Source organism: Exiguobacterium sp. s95, from assembly GCF_018618655.1.
In the GTDB taxonomy this organism is placed as follows: domain Bacteria; phylum Bacillota; class Bacilli; order Exiguobacteriales; family Exiguobacteriaceae; genus Exiguobacterium_A; species Exiguobacterium_A oxidotolerans.
Genome location: NZ_JACSMM010000001.1, coordinates 76,263 through 101,227, shown reverse-complemented (window position 1 = coordinate 101,227; position 24,965 = coordinate 76,263). Strand labels below are relative to the sequence as shown.

The following is a 24,965-nucleotide window of genomic DNA, read 5'->3' as shown; positions in this document are numbered from 1 at the left end:
GTCCGATTTCGCAAGACAATAGATAGGAAAGGAAGTGCCCGTATGGAGCAAGCTACATTCAAATCATTTTTACATCTTCTCAAAAAAAGTAATCCCCCGGTCGGTCTGCTATCAGCAGCCGTCGCCGTCTCGGTCATCCAGGCATTAGCGGCACTGATGATTCCGTGGTTTCTGAAATCACTGATTGATAATTTCTCGGTCGATCGGCTGACACCCGGACTGATTTCCTTATTCATCGTCGTTTTTCTCGTCCAACTCGTCAGTAATGCCTTTTCGATTTACTGGCTCCAGATTGCCGGGCAACGCATCGTCGCCAACTTGCGGACATTACTGTGGAAACATCTCCTCGGTCTACCGGTTCCGTTTTATGATGAAACAAAATCAGGGGAGCTCGTCTCCCGCCTCAACAATGACGCGACGACGTTACAACAGTTGTTGTCGGAGCAGCTCGTCCGCCTGTTGACATCCGTCGTTTCCATCATCGGGGCCATCACGATTTTATTTTTCCTCGATTGGCAGATGACGCTTGTCATGGTGATCGCCGTTCCGTTGACGTTACTGATCATCATCCCGCTCGTCCGGAAACTGCATGAGATTTCCCGGGCGACACAAAAAGAACTCGCCGGATTATCCGGCTTCTTCGCCGAGATGTTGAGCGAAGTCCGGCTCATCAAATCGCAAGCGACCGAGTCTTACGAAATGGACCGTGGAAACGAAAAGATTGAGAATCTCTTCGGCTTCGGCGTCAAAGAAGGTCGGATTCAAGCGATTCTGTTACCGCTGTTCAACGTGACGCTGACATCGATGCTGATCATCATCATCGGCTTCGGTGCTTACCGGGTCTCGACGAACCAAATTTCTGCCGGTGAGCTCGTCGCCTTTTCACTCTACTTGTTCCAAATCATGACCCCGCTCGTGACGATGACCGAATTCATTTCGAAGCTCCAAAAAGCACGCGGGGCGACAGAACGAATTTCGGAACTGCTCGAAGAACAGCCGGAGCAACAAGGAACGCGTGACGTCACCCGTCCGTTCGGAGCGGTTCAATTCAATCAGCTCTCGTTCGGCTATGATGAGACGACGTTACTGCATGACGTGTCCTTTTCTTTGCCGCACGGCCAGACGACGGCGATCGTCGGACCAAGCGGTTCTGGAAAATCGACGTTGTTTGCGTTACTCGAACGGTTTTATCAACCAACGTCAGGTGATATTTCACTCGGACCGGACGGCATCGAGACGTTCCGGCTTGAAAGCTGGCGCCGGGCAATCGGCTACGTCGCCCAGGATTCACCCGTCTTGTCGGGAACGATTCGTGATAATTTACTGTACGGACTCGTCCGTGACGTGACGGAACAGGAAATCCGCGATGCTGCAGAAATGGCGAATGCCGATGCCTTCATCGAGTCGTTCCCGCACGGCTACATGACGGAAATCGGCGAACGCGGGGTCAAACTGTCGGGTGGACAACGGCAACGAATTGCGATCGCCCGTGCCTTGCTGCGTGATCCGGAACTCTTACTGCTCGACGAAGCGACGTCAAGCCTTGACTCAGAATCGGAACGTGTCGTCCAGGAAGCACTCGAACGTCTGATGCGCGGACGGACGACGTTCGTCATCGCTCACCGCCTGGCGACAGTCCGTCACGCGGATCAAATTATCGTTCTTGAGGACGGACGGGTTTCCGGCATCGGGACACACGACACCCTCGTCGAGACGAATGTTTTGTATAATAAACTCGTAACGCAACAATTCATCGGTCAGACCGATGCAATCAGGGGGAATCACGGATGACGAAAACGGTAGGATTTATTGGACTCGGTGTCATGGGGCAAGGAATGGTGCGGAACTTACTGAAATCCGGTTTTGCCGTCAAAGGCTATAACCGGACAAAAGAAAAAGGCTTACCGCTCGAACAGGACGGGGCGACGATCGTCGACACGATTAAAGAAGCCGTCACCGGCGCAGACGTCGTCATTTCAATCGTCGGGTACCCGGAAGACGTCGAACAGATTTACTTCAGTGAAGACGGAATTTTAGCGAATGCTGCGCCCGGGACGATCGTCATCGACATGACGACATCAAGCCCGGCGCTCGCCGTCAAAATCGCGGAGCAGGCACAAGCAAACGGGCTCGTTTCACTCGATGCACCTGTCACAGGTGGAGACCTTGGTGCGAAAAACGGGACACTCGCGATTCTTGTCGGTGGTCAAGAACAGGCTTTCGCTGACGTCAAACCATTGTTTGAGGCGATGGGACGCTCGATTTCATTATTCGGTGGTCCCGGAAAAGGACAATCGGCGAAACTCGCAAATCAGATTTCAATTGCCGGTTCGATGATCGGGACAGCTGAGATGTTATTGTTCGTCACGCGCTCCGGCATCGACCCGACCCAGTTCGTCGAGACGATTAAAAGTGGTTCTGCCGGCAGCTGGTCACTCGAGAACTTGATTCCGCGTGTCATCGCGGAGAATTATTCACCAGGATTTTTTGTCAAACATTTCATCAAAGACATGCGTCTTGCACTTGAACGGGCGGATGAGATGGGAATTTCGACACCGGGTCTCGCGCTCGTCAAATCACTGTATGACGAGCTCGCAGCGATGGGGCACGGTGAGTCTGGTACACAAGCACTCTATTTATTACTCGCTGAAAAGTCACAGCAGCAGCAACCGTAACAAAAAGGTCCGCCCGATTCAGTTGGGTGGACCTTTTTTGATTACTTGATATCGATTAATGAGAAATCGTATGTGACAATTACTTCTTGCTTCTCGTGCTTTTCACATAGGAATCATAAAGGCAAAGTCCGTTTGTTGCAGCAATCGCTTCTTGCTTCCCGTGCTTTCCACGTAGAAATTATAAAGGGCAAAGTCCGTTTGTTGCGGCAACCGCTTCTTGCTTCCCGTGCTTTCCTCGGGCGAGCCGCAAGCCGTTGCTCCTTGCTTCTGACGAACAAGGAGCAGGGTCTCGCCTGGCTCTAACAGCGCAAGGTTACCTTGCGCTTTTTCCCGTAGGAGTCACGAAAAGCGAAGCGATTCTGAACATATTATCTTTGGCTTCTTGAAAATAGAACAATTCAACCGAGCCGTCCGTCTTGAATCGCTCCCTAGCGAATAGCAGTGCATTTGTGACCCTGCAGCGCAGCGAAGCGGCACAAATCACTGCCGCTTGGGAGACGAGGCAAGACTGGAACGAGCGACCGGTCGGTTTACTCCGAATTTACCATTACATGACTCACAAACAGCATACCTCTGAGCATATTATCTTTGCCTTCTTGAAAAACAGAACGATTCAACCGAGCGGTCCGTCTTGAATTGCTCCCTGGCGAATAGCAGTACATTTGTACCACTTTGTGAGACGAGGCAAGGTAGGAAGGCGCGACCGGTCGCCTTACATCCAAATCCAGTCCAACTTAAAAGGTCCTCCGATTTCTCAGAGGACCCATCCGTACCAATCATTCAGCCGCTGTCGGCCGTTCTGCTTTTAATTTCTCATAAAAATGCGCCATCGTCGTATCGAAATACGGCGTCAGGAAGATGACACCGACCGTACTCAACAAGGCGAGAATTCCCCAACCGATGAAGCTGATGTAGAGTTTGATCAAACGTCGTTTCTGTCCACGCATCATCCGTCGGCTCTCTCCTAATACTTGAATAAACGACAGTTCCGGACGATCGACGAGAATATACGGGACGAGTCGGTAAACAAGATAGAAATAGATCGCCGGTAAAATCAAAAATGATCCTGCATAGACGAGCAGTGTAACGACCGTGTACGAAAGAATCGTCCGGACATATGATTTCAACGAAGCGAATCCTTCGAACAACGTTCCGATGCCGGCTTTTTCTCCTCGAACGAACCGTAAGTAGGAAATCGTCCGTCCGACCGTGACCGGTGCCAAAATAATCGTGACGACGATGTTCAAGCCAACGAACTTCATCATACTTCCGATGTCTTCTTGATCAAACGACATTCGACTAGCCGCTAAGGCAAAAATCGCAAAATAGACGATTGAAATGCTTAGCCCAACAAACCAGTTGCCTTTTAATGTCGCGAGTGCTGTTTTTTTGTACGCTGAATTTGTCATCATAAACCCCTTCTCACTTCACTTTCCCATTTGATTTTAACGTAGTCCCGCTTGAAAAAATAGGGACGTGCTTCGATTTCAGAGAAAGTTGTGACAAACTACTGAAAGATGGACGGACGACAGCAACAAACAAAAGGAGAGGCACACCCTCCCATTCAGGGAAGATGCGCCTCTCGTAACCGATGTTTCTTTAAAGAAGTGATTTCAAAGCCGACACTCTTGATGCATCGACTTTTCCGTTAACGAGAACTGCTGAGCCGACGTGGAGTTCGGTCGCTTTCGTCGTTTCCAATAACTCTTTTGCTGCTTCGACGGTAATGCCGGAGCCCGGTAAAATCGTCAATTCCTCGTGGCGTTCAACAAGTTCCGCGATGACCGCTTGTCCTTCGAGCGCCGTTGCTTTGGCACCCGACGTCAAAATACGGTCGACTTCCGGGAAGTCGGCTAAGACCTCTGCTGCTTCGTGGATATCACGGCTGCTGTCGATGGCCCGGTGGAACGTCAGCGACAGCTCCCCTTTGTGTTTGATGACGCGACCAAGGAATCCTTCATCAATCCGTCCATCCGCTGTCAACGAACCGACGACGATGCCGGCAGCCCCTAATTCACGAATCAGATCGATATCGGTGATGATCGTTTCCTGATCCGCTTCTGAATAAACAAATGACTTACTATGTGGCCGGACAAGGACATGGACCGGGATTTCTACCGCTGAAAGAACTTGACGAATCAATCCGTAACTTGGTGTCAGTCCACCTTCCGATAAGGCAGATACGAGCTCGAGTCGATCTGCGCCTGCTTGTTCTGCAGCCGTCGCCTCTTCGACGGTTGCTGCGATTACTTCTAACATGTACATCCCTCCCGCATCAGTGTATCACGAGACGACGGTCCAGTTCACCCGTTCGTTAAACAACTTCATCTCCCATGATGGTGGATAGGTCGAAGGACTGAGGACGATTTTAGCCCGTCGGAACTCGGCGACTTTATACTTGCGGTTCCCCTCAAACTCGTCACATGCTAAAAAGGCATAGACGTCTTTCGTACAACCGATGACGGCTTTTTGAATCAAGGATGACTCGATGTCGTCACTAACGAAGCCTCGTTCGATTTCTGCGCCGTCAAATGCAAGGAAACAGGCATCAAACGCATAGGAATCAAGTGCTTGCAACACTTCGACACCGACCGTTTGACCATAGGTGTCGACAGTTCCGCCAAGTAAGCGGATTTCACCGCTGAACGGTCCATTCTTACGACATTGTTCCAGATGGTTTGCGATCGACAGCGAGTTCGTCACAATCGTCGCCGTTCCCGTTAAGTACGGCAATAAGTGCTCGACGGGTTCCCCTTTCCCTAAAAAGATACAGGAGTATTCACTGAGCCAGCCTTTCGCGTAACGCGCGAGACGACGCGACAATTGATCCGTCCGACGGGAAATCGGCGATTCCGGTTTCCCGCCTTGATAGATGGCTCCCCCATAAACACGTTTGAGTTGGCGGTCCCGCTCGAGTTCCTCCAGGTAGCGACGGACGGTCTCCCCTGAAACATCCAATCGATCAATTAAATCTTTCGTCATGACTTTCCCTTCTTCTTCCAGCCATTTCATGATTTGTCCTTTTCGTTCTTCTCCGAGTAACGACACACGACCTTCCCCCTTCATTAACGAGTACTAGTTCTAGTGTACCGAACGTCTGTAAAGGTCTTGTAAATCCGGTGTAAAAAAACGTGTGCTTCCTATGAATTGTTGTTGAATTCCTCATTTTTTCAGAATTAACACGTCCCTCAGACAAAAAAAGTCTACCTTTATTCACGGATGACATGAATAAAGGTGGACTAAAGTCAGACTGTTATTGCTTTTCTTTATCGAACAATGGAATCTTCGACTCTGTCCCTTGACGAATCCGACCGATGTTATCGCGGTGCTTGAAGATGACGAACAAAGCAAGTACGGTAAAGAACGTCGGAACGATCCAGTCGTGTTGTACGATGCCGATCGACACGGCAGCGACGATTCCGATGCTTGCCGCGACAATCGAGCTGAGCGACACCATTCGACTGAAACGAAGCGTCGTTAAGAACGAGACGAGCAAAATCAAGAATAAGAGTGGACTCGTCACGAGCAACATCCCACCTGATGTCGCGACAGCTTTTCCACCTTTGAACTTTGCGAAGATCGGATAAATATGTCCGATGACTGCCGCAATACCGGCAAAGAGTGGATGGAGTTCTGACGCGAGCAGAATTGGGGCGAGACTCGCGACCGCCCCCTTACCGAGATCCCCAATCAAGACGATGATCCCGGCTTTTTTACCTAAGACACGAAACGTATTCGTCGTTCCTAAGTTACCGCTCCCGTGCTGGCGGATATCTATCCCATGTCCCCATTTTCCGACAAGTAACGCAAATGGTATCGATCCAAGCAGATAGCCGAGAATCAAAATCCCAATGATTTCAATCATGGTCAACCTCCAAAGTATTAATGACCGACCTTCATATATTCTTCGAGAGTCTGTCCATTATTTTTGATTTGTGTTGCAGGACCGACACCGACGTAACGAATATGCCATGGTTCATACGTATACCCTGTCCGCGCTTGGAACCCTTTATCGTAACGAACGATGAAACCATACTTCGCCGCATTGTTCGCAATCCACTTACCTTCTTTTGTGTTGCCGAGTTCAGCTGTCAAGCCGTTTCCGACACTCGGTGCTGAAATATCGAAGACGAGCCCTGTCTGGTGTTCACTGTGACCAGGACGTGCCGAATATTGATCGGCTGCTGCTTTCCCGTCTCGTGCGACATAGTTATTGTAGAGGACCGTCTGGCGTTGACCGGACCGGAAACCACTGACCGCATTCAATGTCACGCCGTCTGCTTTAGCGGCTGCGAACATCTTCTCAATTTGTTTTGCGGCAGGTGCGCGCATGTAACTTTGTTCGAGCACACCCGAATAAGAGAAGCTGATGTCTGGAACGACGAGATCAGACGGTTTGTAGTCGATTGGCAGACTGTATTTCTTGTTGACGACGACGAGTTCATTGAGTCCTAAATCGGCTTTCGTATCCGATTTATCGACGTCCGGTGTCTCTGATTCCGGTTCAGACTTTTTATCCGGCTCAGGATCTTGCGACGATGTTGTTTTACCATCATCCTTTTTATCCTCAGTTGCTTTATCTTCCGTCGCTTTATCGTCTGCGGCTTTTTTATCAGCAGCGGCTTTCTCTTCTGCTGCCTTCTTGTCTGCTGCTGCCTTATCTTCTGCTGCTTTTTCTTCCGCAGCCTTCTTGTCAGCAGCTGCTTTCGCGTCCGCTTCTTTTTTTGCTTCTTCTGCTTCTTTTTCTTTCGCTACTTCTGCGTCTGTCTTCTTATCTTCTTGGGCGACGTTGTCATCCGTTTTTTCTTTTGTCGCATCTTCTGTTTTAGTGGCATCTTCTGCGCCTTGATCCCCAGGATTACATCCTGCAAGGAGGAGCGCTAACGTGCTGACTGCTACGATTTTCTTCATCGTGTATTCCCCTCTTCCTTCGTGCTATTCTATGTTACCTCTAATTGACGCAATAGAAAAGCCCTCCAGCAAGAAATCCTGCTGAGGGCTTAGGCTTAGTTCGAAACGAGTCGTGCATCCTCAGCACTCATCTGTTCATAGATGGCATGCCAGTTCGGAAAGACCTTTGGTAAACGAATCGGTCGGAAATTTTCTTTTTTGACGACGACATGCGTCGTTTTTCCAGCGACGGCAAGTTGACCATCCGCATTTTTGACTTCATAGCCGTAAATCGTCCGAAGTCCGTCGTAATGGCTGATCCAGACCGAGACCGTCGCCGTATCGCCATACGTCAATGACCGTTTGTAGTCGAGATTGACGTTCGTTACCGGTGAGACGTAGCCTGCCTCTTCCATTTCCTTATAATCAAGACCGAGCGACTTAATCAACTCCGTCCGGGCGATTTCAAGATAAACGAGATAGTTCGAGTGATAAACGATCCCCATCATGTCCGTTTCCGCATAGCGAACCGGTATTTCAATCGTGTGCATGTAACTTCCCCCTTAAAAATCCTCTTTTTCAAGATAGGACCATTCTGAACCGCTGACACTCGCTTTGTCAATCAATCGGACGGACTGTTTCGCGATTGCCCGTTCGACAATCGTAATCGCGGCACGGGCGTTTCCGTTCGGCACGACCTGAATCTGTTCATCTAACGCCAGACGCGCTTCTTCCGTCAAGACATACCCGTAGCGTTCCGCGTAATTGACGATGATTTCAATCAACTCGTCTTTCGCGTAGTTCGGGAAGTGAAGTTCCCGCTTAAAGCGTGACTTCAGACCGGGATTGCTTGCAAGCAGTGCCTGCATCGGTTGCTCGTAACCGGCGAGAACGACGACGAGGTTATCGTTATGCTTCGTCATCTCATCGACGAGCGTATCGATTGCTTCCTTGCCGAAATCATTCGCCCCGCCGTTCAACGAATAGGCTTCATCGATGAAGAGGACACCACCGAGTGCGTCACGGATGACGTCCCGCGTCTGTTGCGCCGTCTGTCCGACATAACCGGAGACGAGGTCGGCGCGACTGACGACTTTCAAATGTCCGCGTTTCAAATATCCCGCTTGACGCAACACGTCAGCATAAAGGGCGGCGACCGTCGTTTTACCCGTTCCGCTGTTGCCGCTAAAGACGGCATGCAGTTCGACCGGTAAGACTTTAAAGCCTGCTTCCTGGCGACGCTGTTGCATCGAGAGCAGTGCCTGGATTTGTTTGAGCTCTGCCTTGAGTTCCGTCAGACCGACGAGTGACGCTAACCTTGCATCGATCGACTCGTCTTCCGGTGCCGCGAGTTCGAAATCCGCTTGTTCGAGCAGGGCAAAGTCTTCATGACTCGCACTTTCGCCGAGACTCGCACCCTTTTTGAAGATTGCATCGAGGACGATGTTACGGACGGCACGCCCGTTTCCGAAACTCGAGTCGACCCGTTCGCGCTCGAGTCGCGCAAGTAGCGTCCGCTCCGCTTGATCCGTCAGGACATAATCGTTAGACGTCGCAATCGACCGACCGATTTCAAGCAATTCCTGATCCGTATAGTCGGCGAGCAGATAATGGTTCGATTCCGGAAAACGGCTCCGGAGTCCCGGATTCGCTTTTAGGAAGTCACGCATTTCTTCCGGATAACCGGCGAGGACGACGGCGAAACGTCCCGCGTATTCCCCGCTCGTCATCGCCGCGACGAGCGTATCGATTGCCGCTTGTCCGTAATCATTCCCGCTTTGACCGGCCCGTTTCAAGGCATAGGCCTCATCGATGAAGAGGACACCACCGACCGCCTCCCGGACTTTACTCATGACCTGTTCTTCTGTCTGGCCGACGAATGCACCGACGAGCGACGACCGGTCCGTCTCGACAACTTCCGCCCGTTCAAGCAGTCCGAGTTCATGATAGATTTTCGCCATCAGACGAGCGAGCGTCGTTTTTCCGGTACCGGGGTTGCCCATGAAAATCATGTGCAGTGACGGCTGGTCACTCGACCGGTAACCATCTTCCGTCCGTTTTTGCTGGTACTTCAAGAAACGGTACATTTGATGGACACGTAACTTGATGTCTTCGAGTCCAATCATCGCATCGAGTTCCTCGAGTGCCGAGCGTTCGACTTGTTTGATCTCAATCGGGAGCAGTGAGACGACACGGCGTAATTCTTCCGTCGCCGTCACCTTCAGCTCTGTCATCTCCCGAAAGGCTTCGCGTGAATAAAACCGTTCCTGTAAACTGTTGACAAAGTCCGTCGCCGTCTGTTCGAGTCGGGCACTCGACAAGAGGAGCGCTTTCGCCGCCTCGAACAATTCCGTCCAGCGCGTCGCATCGATCCGCCGCAGCCGTTCCGTCAATTCGACGACTTGTTCTGTTTCTTGTACGATTTGACTCGCCTGCTGAATCATATCTTTTGTCGCCGATCGTTTCGCATTGGCATTATCCGTCTCACGGATCGTCGGGAACGTGTTCGCGACGAGCAGTTGATAACTGCCTTGTAATTGTTGTTCAATCATCAATTGCTCCAAGCGTTCCGGTAAGCGACCGTGTTGTTTGATTTCTTGAATCCAGCTTTCTGCCAGCGCATCAATCCGTCCCGTCATGATGTACCGGTGTTCGACGAGTAGCGCGAGAATCCGGACGAGTGCTTCCGTCTCTTTTAACAGCCGACTACTTTGTGCGTAGCGTAAGGCGCGGACCTCCTCGACTTTTTCACCCTGTTCCCAGGCTTCAATTTGTTTGAACATCTCCTCTTTCGAGAATGCTTCCATCGCTTTAGTCCCTCCTACTTCTCGAAAAAACCGACTTTTGTCGCCACGATGTGCGACGTTCAAGTCGGTTTTTCGATTACTTCATTTTTAACCAAGCTGGATCAAATTCATCCAACGACTCGATTTTTTTCATTTTGACGGAATAGAATAACTTACCGTTATTCCGTGACTCCGCCCCTAAGACTTTCGAACGGTCGGATGCGACATAATATGTCGCTTCTTCTTGATTGTCTTCTTTATCGAAGAACGATGGATACTGTTTAATCCACTCATCCGGAACCGTGCTTGCGGGTTCTTTTTTGACGTAGACGTCTGCTGCATTGCCGGCAATATCCGCCTCGCCCTCGATTTGACCAAAGTCACCTTTATCGATGAAGTCGAGGATTTGTTCATTGAAGCCACGCGATAAGAACGGGCGCGGCGCACTGACACTTTTCGATGCTTCCGTCTCATTGACTAGCTTGCCGTCAGCGTCGTATTCCCGGAACATTTCACCGTCCCAAATCGCCGTCGTGCCTGTCGAAGGTCCTTCAATGACTTCCGTCCGGAAATGACCCTGATCGTCAAATACGACTTCGTACGTCCGAGCTTCGAGTGCATCTTCCTTCGTCGATAATTTCTTTTCGACATACTGGATGCGGGACATCGTATAGAACGGTTTGACGGGAGTCGCTTCATCCTCTTTAGAGGTCTGTGTCGTATTCAGTAAATAAAAATTATAGGCAAGGAGTATCGCCATTGCCACGATTGCTACAGCAATCCATGTACTCGTTCGTTTCGTCATGCCATGTACACCATCCTAATCAGTCTCGATTCATAGTTAATGGTATCGGTTTTACGCCTAGAATACAAAGGGTTTGTCTAAGTTCAACTGATTTCTGAGGAAATACGGCAGACTTTTGAACGATTCCGTTCATCGAACATACAAATTGACAAAAAAAGACGAAATGAATCACGTGCGCGCGATTCATCCCGTCTTCGGTTAATTTTCTTTTGGTTCACGTGCGATGATCATCGATTCGTCGACGAGATAATACGAATGCTGTGGCAATTCGCGTAAATAGCCTGTCGCAAACAACATCGCACAATCAACTTGAAACGTTTTCGAATACTTCTTTAATGGTAACTTACCTTCTTTATCAAAATAGCGATCGACGGCGAGCTGGACGTGATCCATCTCATAGACGATGTCCCGGTCTTTTGCTTCTATGATCGCGAACGTCTCCCGCGACATGTAAAAGCTTTGTGTCGACCGGACACCGAGGTGGACAGCCAGGCGGTCTAAATCAATTTTCTGTGCTTCGTCGAGTAAGACCGTCCGGTTCGTCCCTTTCGGTAACGTCAACTCAAATTCGTGTGTCGCTTGTTTGACTTCATCGAGCGTAACATCACGAATCGGTAAAGGTTCTTCCTCTTTCGGCTGAAACCACTTTTTGAACCGACTCATCGGCTGGCCTCCCTCCTATAGAAAAAGGCGGGGTTCCCCCCACCTTTTCAATCAACGACAATCCCTTATTTTTGAAGACGTTCGCGAAGGACCATCGGTAAGATTCCACCGTGGCGGTAGTAATCGATGTCGACCTCCGAGTCAAAGCGGGCAATCGCTTCAAACTTCGTGACTTTTCCGTCAGCAGCTGTCGCTGTCAACTGAATGATGTCACGTGGACGGACAGATTCGTCGATTGCGATACTGATTGCTTCCTCACCTGTTAAACCAAGTGACTCAGCAGACGTACCGGCGACGTATTGAAGTGGTAGGACACCCATCATGACAAGGTTCGAACGGTGAATCCGCTCGAAACTCTCGGCGATGACGGCTTTAACGCCGAGCAAGTTCGTTCCTTTTGCTGCCCAGTCACGCGACGAGCCCATACCATAGTCTTTACCAGCGAGGATGACGAGACCTGTGCCATCTTCTTTATATTTCATCGCAGCATCGTACATCGCCATCGTTTCACCAGTTGGCCAGTACGTCGTGAATCCGCCTTCTGTTCCCGGTGCGACTTGGTTACGGATCCGGATGTTCGCGAATGTCCCGCGCATCATGATTTCGTGGTTACCACGACGTGAACCGTACGAGTTGAAGTCTTTTGGTGCAACGCCTTTATTGACGAGGTATTGACCGGCTGGTGTCGTTTTCGAGAATGATCCGGCTGGTGAAATGTGGTCTGTCGTAACAGAATCCGCAAATTTACCGAACACACGGAGATCATTCAATGCTTCAACATGTCCAGCTTCCTTCGCCAAGTTCTCGAAGAACGGCGGGTTTTGGATATATGTCGACGCTTCGTCGAAGTCATATTGATCGCCTGTCGGGACGTCGAGGTTGTTCCAACGTTCGTTTCCTGTGAAGACTGAATCATATTCAGCACGGAAGCTTTGTGGTGTGACGACTGTGTTGATGATCGTCTGAATTTCGTCACGTGACGGCCAGATGTCCGCGAAGAAAACTTCTTGTCCGTCTTTACCTGTTCCGAGTGATGCGTTCATGATATCAACATCAACTGTTCCCGCGATTGCGTATGCAACGACGAGCGGTGGTGATGCCAAGTAGTTGGCTTTGACGAGCGGGTGAACCCGACCTTCAAAGTTACGGTTACCCGAGAGGACAGATGAGACAAGCAGGTCTGAACCGAGAATTGCATCTTCGACAGCACGGTCGAGTGGACCCGAGTTCCCGATACATGTCGTACAGCCGTAACCGACCGTGTTGAATCCGAGCTCATCGAGGTACGGTTGAAGTCCTGATTTCTCAAGGTAATCCGTTACGACTTTTGATCCCGGAGCAAGTGACGTCTTGACGTATTTCGGAACCGTCAAGCCAAGCTCGATTGCTTTTTTCGCAACGAGTCCGGCACCGATCATGACGTAAGGGTTTGATGTGTTCGTACAGCTTGTGATGGCGGCGATCGCGAGGTCCCCTGTACGCATTTCGACCGCTTCGTCTTCATACTGGATAACTGCGACTTTATCTTTTTCGTCTTCAGAAAGACCGAATCCAGCATTGCCTTGCGGCGCTGTCAACGCTTTTTCGAATGACGTGTGGACGTCTGTCAAGTCAATCCGGTCTTGTGGACGTTTTGGTCCGGCAAGCGCAGGAACGATTGTTGAAAGATCAAGTTCAACTGTTTTCGTGAACGTTGGATCTTCGTTTTGTGGTGTGTAGAACAAGCCGTTTGCTTTCGAGTAGTTTTCAACTTTCTCGATCAACTCTTCTTCACGACCTGTCAAGCGAAGGTACGTCAACGTTTCTGTATCGACCGGGAAGAATCCGCATGTTGCACCGTATTCTGGTGCCATATTGGCGATCGTCGCCCGGTCAGATAATGACATCAAGTGAAGTGATGGACCGAAGAACTCAACGAATTTACCGACAACGTTTTGTTGACGGAGCATTTCCGTCACGCGAAGGGCGACGTCCGTTGCTGTTGTTCCCGGGTGCATTTCACCTGTGATGCGGACACCGATAACTTCAGGAACCGGGAAGAATGAAGGTTGTCCGAGCATGCCGGCTTCCGCTTCGATCCCACCGACGCCCCATCCGAGGACACCAAGACCGTTGATCATCGTCGTATGTGAGTCTGTTCCGACGAGTGTATCCGGATAGACGTCAACTGTGCCGTCTGCCGTTTCTTTTTCAAGGACGACCGATGCCAAGTACTCGAGGTTAACTTGGTGGACGATTCCTGTTGCCGGTGGAACGGCACGGTAGTTGTCGAATGCCGTCGTTGCCCAGCGTAATAATTTGTAACGTTCTTCGTTGCGTTCAAACTCTAAATCCATGTTTTCAGCGAGTGCGCCAGCGAAACCGTAGGCGTCGACTTGAACCGAGTGGTCGACGACGAGGTCAACTGGAACTTCCGGGTTGATGACTGATGGATCTCCACCGAGGTCCTGCATCGCTTTACGGAGTGATGCGAGATCGACGACAGTCGGAACACCTGTGAAATCTTGCAAGATGACGCGTGACGGTTTGAACGGGACGTCGATATCGTTCGAAACTTGGGCAGTTCCCCATTTCGCCAAGTTTTCGACGTGTTCTTTCGTGATTGAGCGACCATCTTGTTGACGAAGAACCGATTCAAGCAGGACACGGATTGAATATGGAAGACGTTTGACTTCCGTTAGTCCGAGTTCTTCTAATTTTTCCAGGCTGTAATAGTTGTAATTTTTACCGTTCGCTTCAAACGAACGGCGTGCACCAAACACGTCTTGCGTTGATTGCGTTTGTTTCATGCTGATTCCCCCTTTAAGTGTTGACGACATCAAGCCCCTGATACCGCTTACTTGTACAGCTCTATCATAGTATAATATGGGTCTCGTTACAATTTGAAAGAACAAAAGACTTGTGATAAGTTTTCCTTATCGCCTAATTGAGAAGTTATATCAATCATATGCTTAGGCGGAGTTCACGTTTCTAGTTTTCGATACTTCCGTTCCGGGTACTACTAAACTGTAGAACGACATCAGAACTTTCTGGAGGCGGAAATTATGGCAGAATATAAAAATGATGCAACCCACGTCGTTACGACGATTATTTTCAACGATTTAGAAAAAGCCAAAACTGGCTTTGAGATGATCAAGGACCTCGAAGCGATTAAAGAAATCGAGATGGAGCAGATGGTTTTAGCGAAACGCGATGAGACGGACGGGTTTTCGTTCATCGATGCAATTGACTTTACGCAGCAGGATCAATCGTTCAAAGGCTCAATGATCGGGATGGCAGTCGGTGTCGTCGGTGGACCATTCGGGATGCTCGTCGGTTCTGTTGCCGGATACTTGATCGGCGCAAACCGGGACGAAAAAAACGAACGCGATTCGTTTGATTTATTTAACCGGACGCTGAACCAAATCAGTGCCGATCACTACGGTGTCATCATCATCAGTGAAGTCAATGAAGATTCAGAAGCGATCAATGCGATTGCGGCTGAACTTGGAGCGACCGTGCGCCGGACCGGTGAAACGTTTACGGATGAGACGGTGTGAACTGAAAAGATAAAGTATATGCTTCGCCCCCGTTTTTTCGGGGGCTTTTTTTAGCCATGTTACTCTGTGTGACAAATTACGATCTTTAAGTAAACGCTGCTTCAAATCGAAGCAACACACCGTATAATTCTTCGTCTGACAGTACTATCTTGTCCGCCATTATCGCTAAATCCTCAATCAGTTTATCTTCAGGAAAATATAGCTGCAGTATCGACAGGCTGTCCTCAATGGTTGATACAAAACTTTGATCTTTTACATTGATGTTTAAGTAAGCACCACGGATCATCCGCTTAACGAGAGATCGTTTTTCCGTTTGAGCCATGTCGCCTGCCTCTAGTTTTTCATGAGCTTTACGCAACTGGGCAGCTAGCTCCCGATTTAGAGCACGACTGATCCGCACGTCCGGTTTCATATTCGGAAACTGATCAGATAAGTCGCAACCCTCGATGCAGGAACAGACATGACGTATCCAAAAGCCCCATTCATACAGATTTTCAGGACTGAGCACTGTATCAAGTGTGCCTATGTCGTAATCAACTTTTATGATTTCAGCATGCCGCTCTAACAAATTTTGTGTCACTTCTCTTAAAGAACCCATTTGAACGTCTTCTCTTAAAATCACCGTCAAATCTAAATCTGATTTTCCAGGGACGGCTGTACCGCGACCGATACTGCCGTATACGTAAACGCTGTGAAGTACTTCACCAAACTGTTTTTTCAACAGACCCATCACTTCTTCAATGACAGGTCGAAACATCGCTTGAGTACGCACGACACTCGTTTGATTCATAATATAGCCGGCCTCATCGGTGCCAAGTCGTGTAGGCAACTGCATGTCATCGACACCTCCAAATCAATTCTATTCGAGAAATTTAAACATCGCCTACGGTAACCATTGGTAAATTGATACAATATTATCAGATGGAGCCAAAAAGAGGGAGAGTTCAAATATGTCAGATAAAAATTATACCTATTTGATAGAGGAAATCGAAAAGCTGAAATTTCACAATCAAACGTTACTGACTCTACTCGGAAATTTACAACCGGATGCAATGGAAAACACAACGATACATGAAGCTGTCATCTTATTCGATCTTTCAAAAAGTGATCTACGCGGGCTGAAAGACCTGATTATCAATTATGATCATAACCGCTTTGCTTTTGAACAAAAAGCACTACTGATTAATCCTGTTTTCAGCAAAGATAACTTACTTTTCATAGTGAAATCTTTCGTCAGCTCAGAAATGCTTACTACTTTTGGAAATAAAATTTTAGCTGATTACGAAGTGAAAACTGAATAACGTAAATTCGTTTAAAAGAAATTGGTCTTGTGGGAGTCACTTTTTTCGATGCCCGTTCCAACATCTGACGGACTTAATGTACCAACTACCTTTTATGGTGACAAAGCAAAAAGAGATTAATTAATTTCTGCTATCACGCCGTAATGATCGCTTGGAAGAACAGCATATTTGCCCAGCAACTTATCGCCAAATATTTCTACAGAATCTATTTGCCAACTTTTTAAAGATGTCTTACTTTTTAGAAGAATCCAATCGTACCGTAACGTTTTTTGTGAGGTTCCTTCGTTCTTTAGGTATGTATTGTTAGTGTAGTCTAAGGTTGGTTGAGCTTTAAATCCTCTTTTCTCATAATTTAATGCCACATCAGACCAATCATTATAGATTAAATATCTATGTGTATTAGAATCAGGCACGTCGTTAAAGTCACCGCAAAGTATTTCGTAGGATTTTTGATTGTCGGAAATCCACTGGTTGACGGTCATGATTTGCTCTTGACGAATTTCTTCCGTCCTCCAATTTAAGTGAACATTAGTAATTCCATAGTCTAAGTCATCATCATCATGTTTAACTGTTATTCTAATCGCACAGTAATTAGACTCATCTGTATCCGTATTCCAAATCATATCCGTTGATGTTATTGGAAATTTGCTTAAAAAAGCCAATCCCTCGTCTGGTGAATCAGGATATTCTTTAAAAATACAGTGAAATGATTCTAGTTTTTCACTTATATAGTGAGCTACGTTCATATTACTTTCTGCACTAATAAAAGTTTTCACTTCTTGAAGAGCAATTATGTCTGGATTTATTCTTTGGATTTCACCGCAAATAACCTCTATCCTCTTTTCCCACTCAACCTGTTTGTTCCAAATATTAAAAGTGGCTATCTTCATCGTATTTCATCCTTCATTTGATTTGTTTTAAAGTTCAATAAGATAACTTTCTTCCTCCATGATGGAGGTGACAACATCCTTAGGCTCTAAATGGGTAGTATCCAAAAAGTAAGGATGTTGATTTTTTTCTGAGAGAAAATCAGTTCTCAATATTTTTACCCGCTCCCCCATTTGTTCATTTTCAGAACGCGTTTTGTCGCGATTTACATTGACTTTCTCATCCGTCCACAAAATGACGAATTTCATCTCAACATCTAAAGAGAACAATTCAGGGGCATAGATACGGATATCTTCTAACGAAATTATCCAATCAATAATCACATCGAAATCAGACTTAATAAAGTTTTTTGTCAGTGCAATCAGGTTCTCCCACACGAGTTTTTTTGCTTGAACTGATTCCCAAGGTTTTTCATGTCCCGAAACTGGGAGGTGGCTTATAAGATCACCCGAAATATAAGCACTTCTCTTAATTCTTTCAGCTAAAATGGTTGACGTCGTTGATTTCCCTACTCCTGCTGGACCTGATATGAAATATATTCTGTTTGTCATTTCTGTTCTCCCTTTCGGTCAGGGGATTCAATGTATGTTTAATTGTCCTAACTCCTTGATGACTCGCTCAACTGCAAGTTTTGTCGTTTCCGGGTCTACTTTACTTAATTTATTTTGTTGGACGGAAATCACTAAATTCTTGTAGCTGATAAGTATTAAATCAGATTGATTCGCGAGTTTTTGATTCAATTTGTCATAGCCCGAGCTGCTGGGATACTGGATCATATCTTCGCCTATGTAGTGGTCGGTGTAGGCAAAGTGGACCGACAACTGCGTCGTCTGTTTTTTATCTTCGAAATATAGGCTTTCTTGTGTTGAGGCACTATCACTACTTCCATCAACGGTTAACCAATTTCTTTTACCAAAGCTTAATTCCTTGTCGATGATTGTGAAATCTGAACCCCGCGTACTTGCTTTTAGCTGAAAATGATCAATCTTCAAGTGTTCGTTCATGTGTGCAAACAGCTGTTCAAACTGGTCATGATTCATGATTTGATTTTCATCTGTTTTTTGATTCGAAACAGTGACTTTTTTCTTTTCTGATTTAGGCTTAGATGTCACAGCATCGTCTGTGCATCCCGCAATCAAAAAAACACTGGATAACAAAATCAAGTATTTTTTTCTCCATTTCATTTAATGTTCTCCCTCCAGGACTCCACATACGAAACGACGTACTCTTTTTTCGTCCGACTGTACTTCATCTCGAAGAAGTACAGAATATTCTCTTTCTGATTCAAGACAGAATACGAATACGTCTTGTACGCCTTTAAAAAAACAGGCTGTTGTTTACCGGCTTGCTTTCCGACTTTTGAATAGTCGATATACGAGACGGCTTCGTATCTCCCGAGCCCTGTTCCAGTCAGCACGTCATCCAACTGCTTTTTCGTCATACCTTTTTTAATTTTTTGATTATTGTAGACACGTTTTGAATTTTCGACGGATACGTCAAACCAATGTTTTTCGACAAGCTTTAACTGCTTGCTGTGCTCTTTCGACTTAAATACGAGCAACATCCGGACGGTTTGGAACGTCACTTCATCCGTATTGTCCGATTCATTCGGCACCTTTGAATCTGGGTACAGATAAAACTCATACTTCAAATATTTTAGCTTCCCGCTTTTATCGTATGTATTGGAATCGTTCAATTCACCACTGCATAAAAGATTAACTTTCACTTCATCTTCTGAGCGGTCACACAGATGTTTTTTATAGTTCTTGCCATACATGACTTCCGCAACGCTGGTCATCGACGTATTCAGTTTCAGCTTTTTAAAAGTGTCATGTTATGTTTCTTTTTTGTTTTTCGCCACGGCTTCGTTTGACGGAAAACCTGTCAACATCAGACCTATTGAGACGGACAAAACAATCAGTACTTTAATTACATTTTTCATGTTACCCCCCTCCTTCAACAGCGTTAATCAACCGAAAGTAAATCCTTGAACTGGATGATGCTGCTGCCTTTTTTCTCATAGTATTCAATCATCTCCGGAAGCTTCTTTTTGTCATAGCTGGTAATCCCGTCCGTAATCACTGTCACGTCATAATCCAGTTTACGTAAGTTGAAGCAGGTCGATTTGACACAAGCTGTCGCGTCTCCACCGGTCAGATAAAAGGCGGTGATCTCGTGCTGCTCAATAAACGCCGCGAACGCTTCGCTTGTTAAAGCATTCCCCTTATATTTTGTGAATACATGATCTGAAACGATATTTAAATCGGGTGCTAACTCGGCACCACGTGTCCCGGTTTTAAACGTTCTTGTCCCGGCTGATAAATTTTCGTGCCGGATATAGACCACATGCATGTCCTGTTCAACTGCCCAATCAATTGACTGATTGATCGTACCGATGACTTCCTTATAATTTTTTGTCATGTCATTTTGAATATCAATAACGACTAACGCTTTCTTTTGCATAAGAACTCCTCCTGTGAATGAACGGATATTTTGCTTTTATGATGACGACAAATTACTTCTTCCTGTTTGTGTCAGATGAAGTACACTTGACGTATGAAACAGATAAAGCGAGGTGTGCCGAGTGACAGAAAAATACTACTTTGAAGTCTTTCCTGAACTGACGAACGAACGGCTGTTATTACGAGAAATCCGATTAAGTGAAGCGAACCAGATGATTGACATCACGGCCTATGATGGTCAACAGGCAAAAAACAGCCTTGACGTAGTCAACATCTTGAGTCAGATTGCTCTTGATTACTTCAATGGGGACGGGATTACGTGGGGACTGTACTTAAAGTCGACCGGCGAATTCATCGGGAACTGCTGTTTTTGCCGCGGCTACAAAAACAACATTGCTGAGATCGGCTATGTCCTGAAACCGGACTTCCGCGGCCACGGTTATATGACGGAAGCCGTCAAGACCGTTACCCAGTTTGGTCTGCAGGAAATGAAAGTTTTACAGGTCTGTGCCTATACAGAACATGAAAATCGTGCCTCCCAATCCGTACTTGTAAAAGCAGGTTTTCTCCGCAGCGCTGATGATGGGGAGACTTACAAATATCTAAGTAACTAGCGTCTTCTGATGAACGGATATCTTCCACATATGATAAAATTTAACCAAGACGCAGATGTCCGAACGCTGCACTGAAAAACCTCTGAAGTGGAGTGATGCACATGAAAACAATCACGAAGATTCTCCTTGGCGTCGTCATCGTCGGTATCCTGGCAATCAGTTGGTGGTTAGTCTCGCCGCTTCTTTTTGATAAAGCAGTTGACGAAGGACTTCCCCCGACTTCCTCTGACGTCAAAACGGAAGAACAGACACCGGATACTGAAGATGAAACGGAAACTACGACACCTAGCACGCAGGAGGAAGAGCTTACGTTCTCCGGTAAATTCGTCGATGGAGAAAAAAACTACAAAACCTCAGGAACACTCAAAACGATTCAAGCAGATGACGGTCAGTATCTCCGGTTTGAAGATTTCAAGACGACGAATGGTCCAGATTTATTCGTCTATCTCATTCAACCGGGTATGGAGCCAAAAGAAGGCATCAACTTAGGGGCATTAAAAGGCAATACCGGCAATCAAAATTATGCTGTCCCTCCAGATGTCGATTTCACGAAGTACAATACCGTCGTGATTTGGTGCCGTGCCTTCAACGCCGACTTTGGTACGGCAGTAGTAAAGACTGACAACGAGTAAATATTATGTAACCGATCCCCTCACCACTGATTCATTTCCAATCAGAAGGTCGGGGGATTTGGTCTGGTTCAAAGTCGCAGACACCTGCCGGATCACTTCGCCTTAAAGTTATAGAGCGGCTTGATGACTTTGAGTAATTCGACCGTATCCATTGTGTTCCGGATGATTTCCTCCATCGGTTTATAGACGAATGGCGACTCATCACGTGTCGATTCGACGACCGAACTCGACCAGACGTCCTGCATCGTCGCTTCAAATTCTCTCAGATCAACGGATTTAAAGGCTTTTGAACGGGACATGATCCGTCCTGCTCCGTGTGGCGCCGAATAGTTCCAGTCCGGATTACCTTTTCCTTTGACAATCAGTGAACCGTCACGCATGTTCATCGGAATGATGGCAACTTCACCGGCTTGCGCTGAAATCGCACCTTTGCGGAGAATCATCCGCTCGAGATCGATGTAGTTATGAATCGTATCGAACTGTTCCGTGATCGACCAGCCCATCGCCTCAACAATGACGTCGGTCATCGCTTGACGGTTCAGTGCCGCGTACTTTTGGGCGATTTTTAAGTCATGTAAGTAGCTGTCCATATCGGAACCGGACACGTACGCTAAATCTTTATTCGTTTCATTGAACTGACTCTTCAGCTCGACCAACGTCGATTGGATGTCCTGCTCCCGTCCCTGATCTTTCAGTGAGGCGACGACCGACGCCGTATCGACGGTGAATTGTGAGCTTTCCGCGAGCTTTTGGTAATGTTCGGCAATCGTTTTCCCGAGGTTCCGGCTGCCGGAATGAATCACGAGGTAGAGATTGTCTTCCTCGTCCGCGTTCAGCTCGATAAAGTGATTCCCGCCGCCTAACGTGCCAATCGACAATCTGGCCCGTGTTTCGTTGAACGGTGCCAACACCTGCTCAAACGGAATCTGTTCCGACAACCGGTGCGGCTGATTGCGAACCGACATGCCGCTCGGAACCAGTTCCTGAATCGCAGCATCCAACTTCTCATAATCGACGCCGGCTGTTCCTTCACGGTTGATTTGTGTACATAACATGCCGCAGCCAATATCGACACCGACGAGATTTGGAACCACCTTATCGTGAATCCGCATCGTCGTTCCGATGACCGAGCCCTTGCCAGCGTGACAATCGGGCATGATTCGGACATTGCCGTTGACGGCAATGTTTTCGTTCAGCATCCCCGTCACTTGCTCAATCGTCATGTCATCGACATTGTGTGTAAAAATCTTCGCTTCGCCGTATTTTCCGCGAATCGTCTTCATTTCATCCTCCTCCTTACCTTCCTGTCACTTGTTCAAGTATCCTATAAAATCCCTTTTTTAACAATTCGTTCTTACTCGTGGACAATCGAGATCCATTGTTGGGTCAGCGCCGATTGACCGTCTTCCGTCAACCAGACAAGAGCCGTCGTACTCGTCGCGTCCGGTAACCGTTCCTGCACCAGTCCCGTCATGTCGAGCTCGCGAAGCGTACTTTCCGGTAACAGCGTCACCGCTTGTCCACACCGGACGAGGCCAATCAAGGTCAAGACGTCGGAACACGTTTCCTGTGAGACGACCCCGAACTGTTGGCTGAGCGTCTGAAAGACACCCAGTCCTTCCTGACTCGGAATAATCATATCGGCATCCGGAAAATCAGGATGATGGATTCGGTAAAACGGTTCCTCTTCCATCCACTCGATCGCGACGCCTTGCGCCTCAATCGGCAGCCGGACGAGTGCCACGTCGATCGCATGATCCTTCAAACGATCAATCAAAGCAGCAGACTCGCCCTGATGAATCTGTAACGTAATCCGCGGATAGCGGCGTTTCATCTCTTGCACCCAGCCTGTCAAGCGGCCGGCGGACAACGTATTGACGCCGATCCGTAAGATTCCGGTCCGCCCTTCCTTGATGTCACTGACTTCGATCCGCGTTTCCGCTTCATAGCGCAATAGTGAGACGGCCCGTTCATAGAGCCGCTCACCGCTCGCTGTAATCCGGATGCCGCGTCCCGCCCGTTCAATCAGCCGTACGCCAAGCAACTCTTCCATCTTTCGAATTTGTTGCGTCAAAGCGGGCTGGGCCATCCGCAGGCGTTCCGCCGCCCGTGTGACCGACTGTTCTTCGACGACTGCACAAAAATAGCGATATTGCCGTAAATCCATATTCATCATCTCTTTCATATGTTTTTAGTCATAAATATGTATGAATCATAACATCAATCATATGATAAGATGCTGAAATCAGCGATTTTTAAAGGAGACGATTTTTGTGAAACGTACGACGTCCACAGTCCAGTGGATTATTTTCTTATTAGCCAATACGATTGCCTTGCCGATCGTCGTCGCGAGCCTGTTTAATCTCTCAAATGTTGAAACGGCCGCACTTGTCCAGCGATCCTTTTTTGTCGGCGGGATTGCCTGTTTTCTCCATGGTGTGTTCGGTCACCGGTTACCGATCGTGTCCGGTCCTGCCGGTTCATGGGTCAGCATCTTTGTTGTCATCGCCGCTCTGCCGGTCGATTCAAAAACGGCCTTTACGATTGCGATGGCTGCTGTCGTCATTGCCGGCGTCGTCCTGATTTTCCTCGGGTTGACGGGATGGACCCGCTTTTTATTACCGGTCTTCACCCCGCTCGTCAGCGGCACGTTTTTGCTTTTATTATGTATTCAACTGACCGGCGTCATGCTGAGTGCCGTTCTCGCCGTCGAAGCGACACGTTTTGCCGGCATTCTGACATTCCTGCTTGTCCTCGGACTGAGCCAGTTTGGTCCGGCACGGCTCCGTCCGTTTGCTTTGATGATCGGCATTGTCGTCGGCTGGTTGGTCAGTCGCCCGTCACTGCCGGAAGCATCCGGTGTCTTTTCCGTCCCGACCGCTTTACCGTTCGGGATGCCGCAATTTGACGGCAGTGCGTTTCTCGTCGCGATTCCGTTTGCAATTCTATTAATCGTCAACTTGATTGCTGCGCTCAGCGCCGTCGAAGCGACGATTCAGAAAAAAGGCGCATTGCATCAAGGACTGACGATCGAAGGGATCATTCACTTGATCGCGGCGACGTTCTCGACGCTCGTTCCGGTTCCCTTGCCGATCACGAGTGGCTTTATCGCCCAGACAGGCAGTAAGGACCGCCGACCGTTTTTGATTGCCTCACTCGTCATCGCCTTGGTCGGTTTTTTCCCGAGCATCATCGGCATCATCGCGACATTGCCGCGTAGTGTCGCCAGTGCAGCGTTACTCGCGACGTTACCGCACATGTTCCTGATTGCCTGGCAGTCGGCTGAAAGCAGCATGACGACAAGCCGCCGGAAACATGCCTTTGCGATTTGTGCCGTCATCGGGATCAGCATTCTGTTGCAATCGACGGTCCTGGCAGAAATTCTGCCACTGACGTTACGTCCGTTCTTCAGTAACGGCTTATTGATCGGGACGATGCTCGTCCTCGGTTTTGAAGTCATCGAACGTTTGCGCGTGCGACGTGATGCTCAATCAGAACGGCTTGCCAGTTAACTCGTCCGAAAACACAACATCCCCGCTCTCTCGCGACAGGCGAAAGAGCGGGGATGTTTTTTGAGTCATCATCTGATGGCAGTCCATTAACTTCGGCTTCTTCCCGTGACTCCTACAGGAAAAAGCGCGTGCTTTTCGCGCTGTCAGAGACAAACGAGATCCAACTGCTCGCCTGAGGAAAGCACGGGAAAAGATGAG

Annotated in this window: 25 protein-coding genes; 7 read left to right on the top strand and 18 right to left on the bottom strand. The window is 48.0% G+C overall.

Features of this window, described 5'->3' with window-relative positions; translation table 11 throughout:
- The first annotated feature begins 42 nt into the window (after positions 1-42).
- On the top strand, positions 43-1,791 hold the full coding sequence (locus KNP99_RS00505; RefSeq protein ID WP_088836798.1) for an ABC transporter ATP-binding protein: 1,749 nt from the start codon (positions 43-45) through the stop codon (positions 1,789-1,791).
- Positions 1,788-2,675, top strand: coding sequence for an NAD(P)-dependent oxidoreductase (locus KNP99_RS00500; RefSeq protein ID WP_215192958.1), 888 nt, complete (start codon positions 1,788-1,790; stop codon positions 2,673-2,675). Before KNP99_RS00505 ends, KNP99_RS00500 begins: the two co-directional genes overlap by 4 nt.
- A gap of 776 nt (positions 2,676-3,451) precedes the next feature.
- Here the strand turns inward: KNP99_RS00500 and KNP99_RS00495 are convergent.
- The 10 genes from KNP99_RS00495 to acnA form a co-directional block, all read right to left on the bottom strand.
- Positions 3,452-4,084: a DUF975 family protein gene (locus KNP99_RS00495; RefSeq protein WP_088836796.1), complete on the bottom strand. Its 633-nt coding sequence runs from the start codon at positions 4,082-4,084 to the stop codon at positions 3,452-3,454.
- A 190-nt stretch (positions 4,085-4,274) separates the two neighbouring features.
- Positions 4,275-4,934 (bottom strand): copper homeostasis protein CutC, encoded by a 660-nt coding sequence (locus tag KNP99_RS00490; RefSeq protein WP_088836795.1) that lies wholly within the window; start codon positions 4,932-4,934, stop codon positions 4,275-4,277.
- Positions 4,935-4,958: 24 nt separating this feature from the next.
- On the bottom strand, positions 4,959-5,723 hold the full coding sequence (locus KNP99_RS00485) for a DeoR/GlpR family DNA-binding transcription regulator (RefSeq protein WP_029333368.1): 765 nt from the start codon (positions 5,721-5,723) through the stop codon (positions 4,959-4,961).
- A 205-nt stretch (positions 5,724-5,928) separates the two neighbouring features.
- Positions 5,929-6,540 carry a glycerol-3-phosphate 1-O-acyltransferase PlsY gene (gene plsY / locus KNP99_RS00480; protein ID WP_088836794.1) on the bottom strand — a complete coding sequence of 204 codons (612 nt, stop codon included), beginning with the start codon at positions 6,538-6,540 and terminating at the stop codon, positions 5,929-5,931.
- Positions 6,541-6,557: 17 nt separating this feature from the next.
- The gene (locus tag KNP99_RS00475; protein ID WP_214767439.1) at positions 6,558-7,586 is read right to left on the bottom strand and encodes a M15 family metallopeptidase; all 1,029 of its coding nucleotides are present in this window, start codon (positions 7,584-7,586) and stop codon (positions 6,558-6,560) included.
- Between the two features lie 95 nt (positions 7,587-7,681).
- On the bottom strand, positions 7,682-8,116 hold the full coding sequence (locus tag KNP99_RS00470; protein WP_034801290.1) for an acyl-CoA thioesterase: 435 nt from the start codon (positions 8,114-8,116) through the stop codon (positions 7,682-7,684).
- A gap of 12 nt (positions 8,117-8,128) precedes the next feature.
- Positions 8,129-10,372, bottom strand: a complete 2,244-nt coding sequence (locus KNP99_RS00465) for an AAA family ATPase (protein ID WP_215192957.1) — start codon at positions 10,370-10,372, stop codon at positions 8,129-8,131.
- 76 nt (positions 10,373-10,448) lie between these two features.
- Positions 10,449-11,156, bottom strand: a complete 708-nt coding sequence (locus tag KNP99_RS00460; protein WP_088836791.1) for a hypothetical protein — start codon at positions 11,154-11,156, stop codon at positions 10,449-10,451.
- Between the two features lie 198 nt (positions 11,157-11,354).
- Positions 11,355-11,819, bottom strand: a complete 465-nt coding sequence (locus KNP99_RS00455; RefSeq protein WP_215192956.1) for a DUF3939 domain-containing protein — start codon at positions 11,817-11,819, stop codon at positions 11,355-11,357.
- A 65-nt stretch (positions 11,820-11,884) separates the two neighbouring features.
- Positions 11,885-14,608, bottom strand: coding sequence for an aconitate hydratase AcnA (acnA, locus tag KNP99_RS00450; RefSeq protein ID WP_215192955.1), 2,724 nt, complete (start codon positions 14,606-14,608; stop codon positions 11,885-11,887).
- Positions 14,609-14,863: 255 nt separating this feature from the next.
- Here acnA and KNP99_RS00445 point away from each other — a divergent pair, with 255 nt between their 5' ends.
- Entirely contained in the window at positions 14,864-15,358 is a 495-nt protein-coding gene (locus KNP99_RS00445; RefSeq protein WP_159173715.1) for a hypothetical protein, read from the top strand.
- An 85-nt stretch (positions 15,359-15,443) separates the two neighbouring features.
- On the opposite strand, the gene KNP99_RS00440 is transcribed toward KNP99_RS00445, so the two are convergent.
- On the bottom strand, positions 15,444-16,193 hold the full coding sequence (locus KNP99_RS00440; RefSeq protein ID WP_214801189.1) for a nucleotidyltransferase domain-containing protein: 750 nt from the start codon (positions 16,191-16,193) through the stop codon (positions 15,444-15,446).
- 115 nt (positions 16,194-16,308) lie between these two features.
- Here KNP99_RS00440 and KNP99_RS00435 point away from each other — a divergent pair, with 115 nt between their 5' ends.
- Entirely contained in the window at positions 16,309-16,659 is a 351-nt protein-coding gene (locus KNP99_RS00435) for a hypothetical protein (protein ID WP_214801185.1), read from the top strand.
- Positions 16,660-16,775: 116 nt separating this feature from the next.
- Here KNP99_RS00435 and KNP99_RS00430 read toward each other — a convergent pair whose 3' ends face one another.
- The 5 genes from KNP99_RS00430 to KNP99_RS00410 all read right to left on the bottom strand — a co-directional run bounded on the left by KNP99_RS00430 (position 16,776) and on the right by KNP99_RS00410 (position 20,010).
- A complete protein-coding gene (locus KNP99_RS00430) occupies positions 16,776-17,549 on the bottom strand; it encodes an endonuclease/exonuclease/phosphatase family protein (protein ID WP_214801182.1) in 774 nt (257 codons plus the stop codon).
- A gap of 27 nt (positions 17,550-17,576) precedes the next feature.
- Positions 17,577-18,098: an AAA family ATPase gene (locus KNP99_RS00425; protein WP_214801180.1), complete on the bottom strand. Its 522-nt coding sequence runs from the start codon at positions 18,096-18,098 to the stop codon at positions 17,577-17,579.
- Positions 18,099-18,125: 27 nt separating this feature from the next.
- Entirely contained in the window at positions 18,126-18,731 is a 606-nt protein-coding gene (locus tag KNP99_RS00420; RefSeq protein WP_214801177.1) for a hypothetical protein, read from the bottom strand.
- Positions 18,728-19,345: a hypothetical protein gene (locus KNP99_RS00415; RefSeq protein WP_251132132.1), complete on the bottom strand. Its 618-nt coding sequence runs from the start codon at positions 19,343-19,345 to the stop codon at positions 18,728-18,730. Before KNP99_RS00415 ends, KNP99_RS00420 begins: the two co-directional genes overlap by 4 nt.
- Before the next feature lie 167 nt (positions 19,346-19,512).
- Positions 19,513-20,010, bottom strand: coding sequence for a cysteine hydrolase family protein (locus tag KNP99_RS00410; protein ID WP_214801174.1), 498 nt, complete (start codon positions 20,008-20,010; stop codon positions 19,513-19,515).
- 121 nt (positions 20,011-20,131) lie between these two features.
- Here KNP99_RS00410 and KNP99_RS00405 point away from each other — a divergent pair, with 121 nt between their 5' ends.
- Positions 20,132-20,623 carry a GNAT family N-acetyltransferase gene (locus tag KNP99_RS00405; protein WP_214801172.1) on the top strand — a complete coding sequence of 164 codons (492 nt, stop codon included), beginning with the start codon at positions 20,132-20,134 and terminating at the stop codon, positions 20,621-20,623.
- Between the two features lie 101 nt (positions 20,624-20,724).
- On the top strand, positions 20,725-21,255 hold the full coding sequence (locus KNP99_RS00400; RefSeq protein ID WP_215192954.1) for a DM13 domain-containing protein: 531 nt from the start codon (positions 20,725-20,727) through the stop codon (positions 21,253-21,255).
- 92 nt (positions 21,256-21,347) lie between these two features.
- On the opposite strand, the gene KNP99_RS00395 is transcribed toward KNP99_RS00400, so the two are convergent.
- Positions 21,348-22,538 carry an RtcB family protein gene (locus KNP99_RS00395; protein ID WP_215192953.1) on the bottom strand — a complete coding sequence of 397 codons (1,191 nt, stop codon included), beginning with the start codon at positions 22,536-22,538 and terminating at the stop codon, positions 21,348-21,350.
- Between the two features lie 71 nt (positions 22,539-22,609).
- Complete coding sequence (locus KNP99_RS00390; RefSeq protein WP_215192952.1) at positions 22,610-23,422, bottom strand: LysR family transcriptional regulator; 813 nt, start codon at positions 23,420-23,422, stop codon at positions 22,610-22,612.
- A gap of 106 nt (positions 23,423-23,528) precedes the next feature.
- Between KNP99_RS00390 and KNP99_RS00385 the strand changes: the two genes are divergently transcribed.
- Positions 23,529-24,767 carry a purine/pyrimidine permease gene (locus KNP99_RS00385; protein ID WP_214801161.1) on the top strand — a complete coding sequence of 413 codons (1,239 nt, stop codon included), beginning with the start codon at positions 23,529-23,531 and terminating at the stop codon, positions 24,765-24,767.
- Positions 24,768-24,965: the final 198 nt, after the last annotated feature.

Bases quoted from the DNA above. Each gene is read 5' to 3' on its own strand.
- KNP99_RS00410 (WP_214801174.1), bottom strand. From the start codon at position 20,010: ATGCAAAAGAAAGCGTTAGTCGTTATTGATATTCAAAATGACATGACA.
- KNP99_RS00400 (WP_215192954.1), top strand. From the start codon at position 20,725: ATGAAAACAATCACGAAGATTCTCCTTGGCGTCGTCATCGTCGGTATC.
- KNP99_RS00430 (WP_214801182.1), bottom strand. From the start codon at position 17,549: ATGAAGATAGCCACTTTTAATATTTGGAACAAACAGGTTGAGTGGGAA.
- KNP99_RS00415 (WP_251132132.1), bottom strand. From the start codon at position 19,345: ATGACCAGCGTTGCGGAAGTCATGTATGGCAAGAACTATAAAAAACAT.
- KNP99_RS00435 (WP_214801185.1), top strand. From the start codon at position 16,309: ATGTCAGATAAAAATTATACCTATTTGATAGAGGAAATCGAAAAGCTG.
- KNP99_RS00505 (WP_088836798.1), top strand. From the start codon at position 43: ATGGAGCAAGCTACATTCAAATCATTTTTACATCTTCTCAAAAAAAGT.
- KNP99_RS00460 (WP_088836791.1), bottom strand. From the start codon at position 11,156: ATGACGAAACGAACGAGTACATGGATTGCTGTAGCAATCGTGGCAATG.
- KNP99_RS00465 (WP_215192957.1), bottom strand. From the start codon at position 10,372: ATGGAAGCATTCTCGAAAGAGGAGATGTTCAAACAAATTGAAGCCTGG.
- plsY (WP_088836794.1), bottom strand. From the start codon at position 6,540: ATGATTGAAATCATTGGGATTTTGATTCTCGGCTATCTGCTTGGATCG.
- KNP99_RS00420 (WP_214801177.1), bottom strand. From the start codon at position 18,731: ATGAAATGGAGAAAAAAATACTTGATTTTGTTATCCAGTGTTTTTTTG.
- KNP99_RS00390 (WP_215192952.1), bottom strand. From the start codon at position 23,422: ATGGATTTACGGCAATATCGCTATTTTTGTGCAGTCGTCGAAGAACAG.
- KNP99_RS00495 (WP_088836796.1), bottom strand. From the start codon at position 4,084: ATGACAAATTCAGCGTACAAAAAAACAGCACTCGCGACATTAAAAGGC.
- KNP99_RS00425 (WP_214801180.1), bottom strand. From the start codon at position 18,098: ATGACAAACAGAATATATTTCATATCAGGTCCAGCAGGAGTAGGGAAA.
- KNP99_RS00470 (WP_034801290.1), bottom strand. From the start codon at position 8,116: ATGCACACGATTGAAATACCGGTTCGCTATGCGGAAACGGACATGATG.
- KNP99_RS00455 (WP_215192956.1), bottom strand. From the start codon at position 11,819: ATGAGTCGGTTCAAAAAGTGGTTTCAGCCGAAAGAGGAAGAACCTTTA.
- acnA (WP_215192955.1), bottom strand. From the start codon at position 14,608: ATGAAACAAACGCAATCAACGCAAGACGTGTTTGGTGCACGCCGTTCG.
- KNP99_RS00440 (WP_214801189.1), bottom strand. From the start codon at position 16,193: ATGCAGTTGCCTACACGACTTGGCACCGATGAGGCCGGCTATATTATG.
- KNP99_RS00445 (WP_159173715.1), top strand. From the start codon at position 14,864: ATGGCAGAATATAAAAATGATGCAACCCACGTCGTTACGACGATTATT.
- KNP99_RS00490 (WP_088836795.1), bottom strand. From the start codon at position 4,934: ATGTTAGAAGTAATCGCAGCAACCGTCGAAGAGGCGACGGCTGCAGAA.
- KNP99_RS00500 (WP_215192958.1), top strand. From the start codon at position 1,788: ATGACGAAAACGGTAGGATTTATTGGACTCGGTGTCATGGGGCAAGGA.
- KNP99_RS00475 (WP_214767439.1), bottom strand. From the start codon at position 7,586: ATGAAGAAAATCGTAGCAGTCAGCACGTTAGCGCTCCTCCTTGCAGGA.
- KNP99_RS00395 (WP_215192953.1), bottom strand. From the start codon at position 22,538: ATGAAGACGATTCGCGGAAAATACGGCGAAGCGAAGATTTTTACACAC.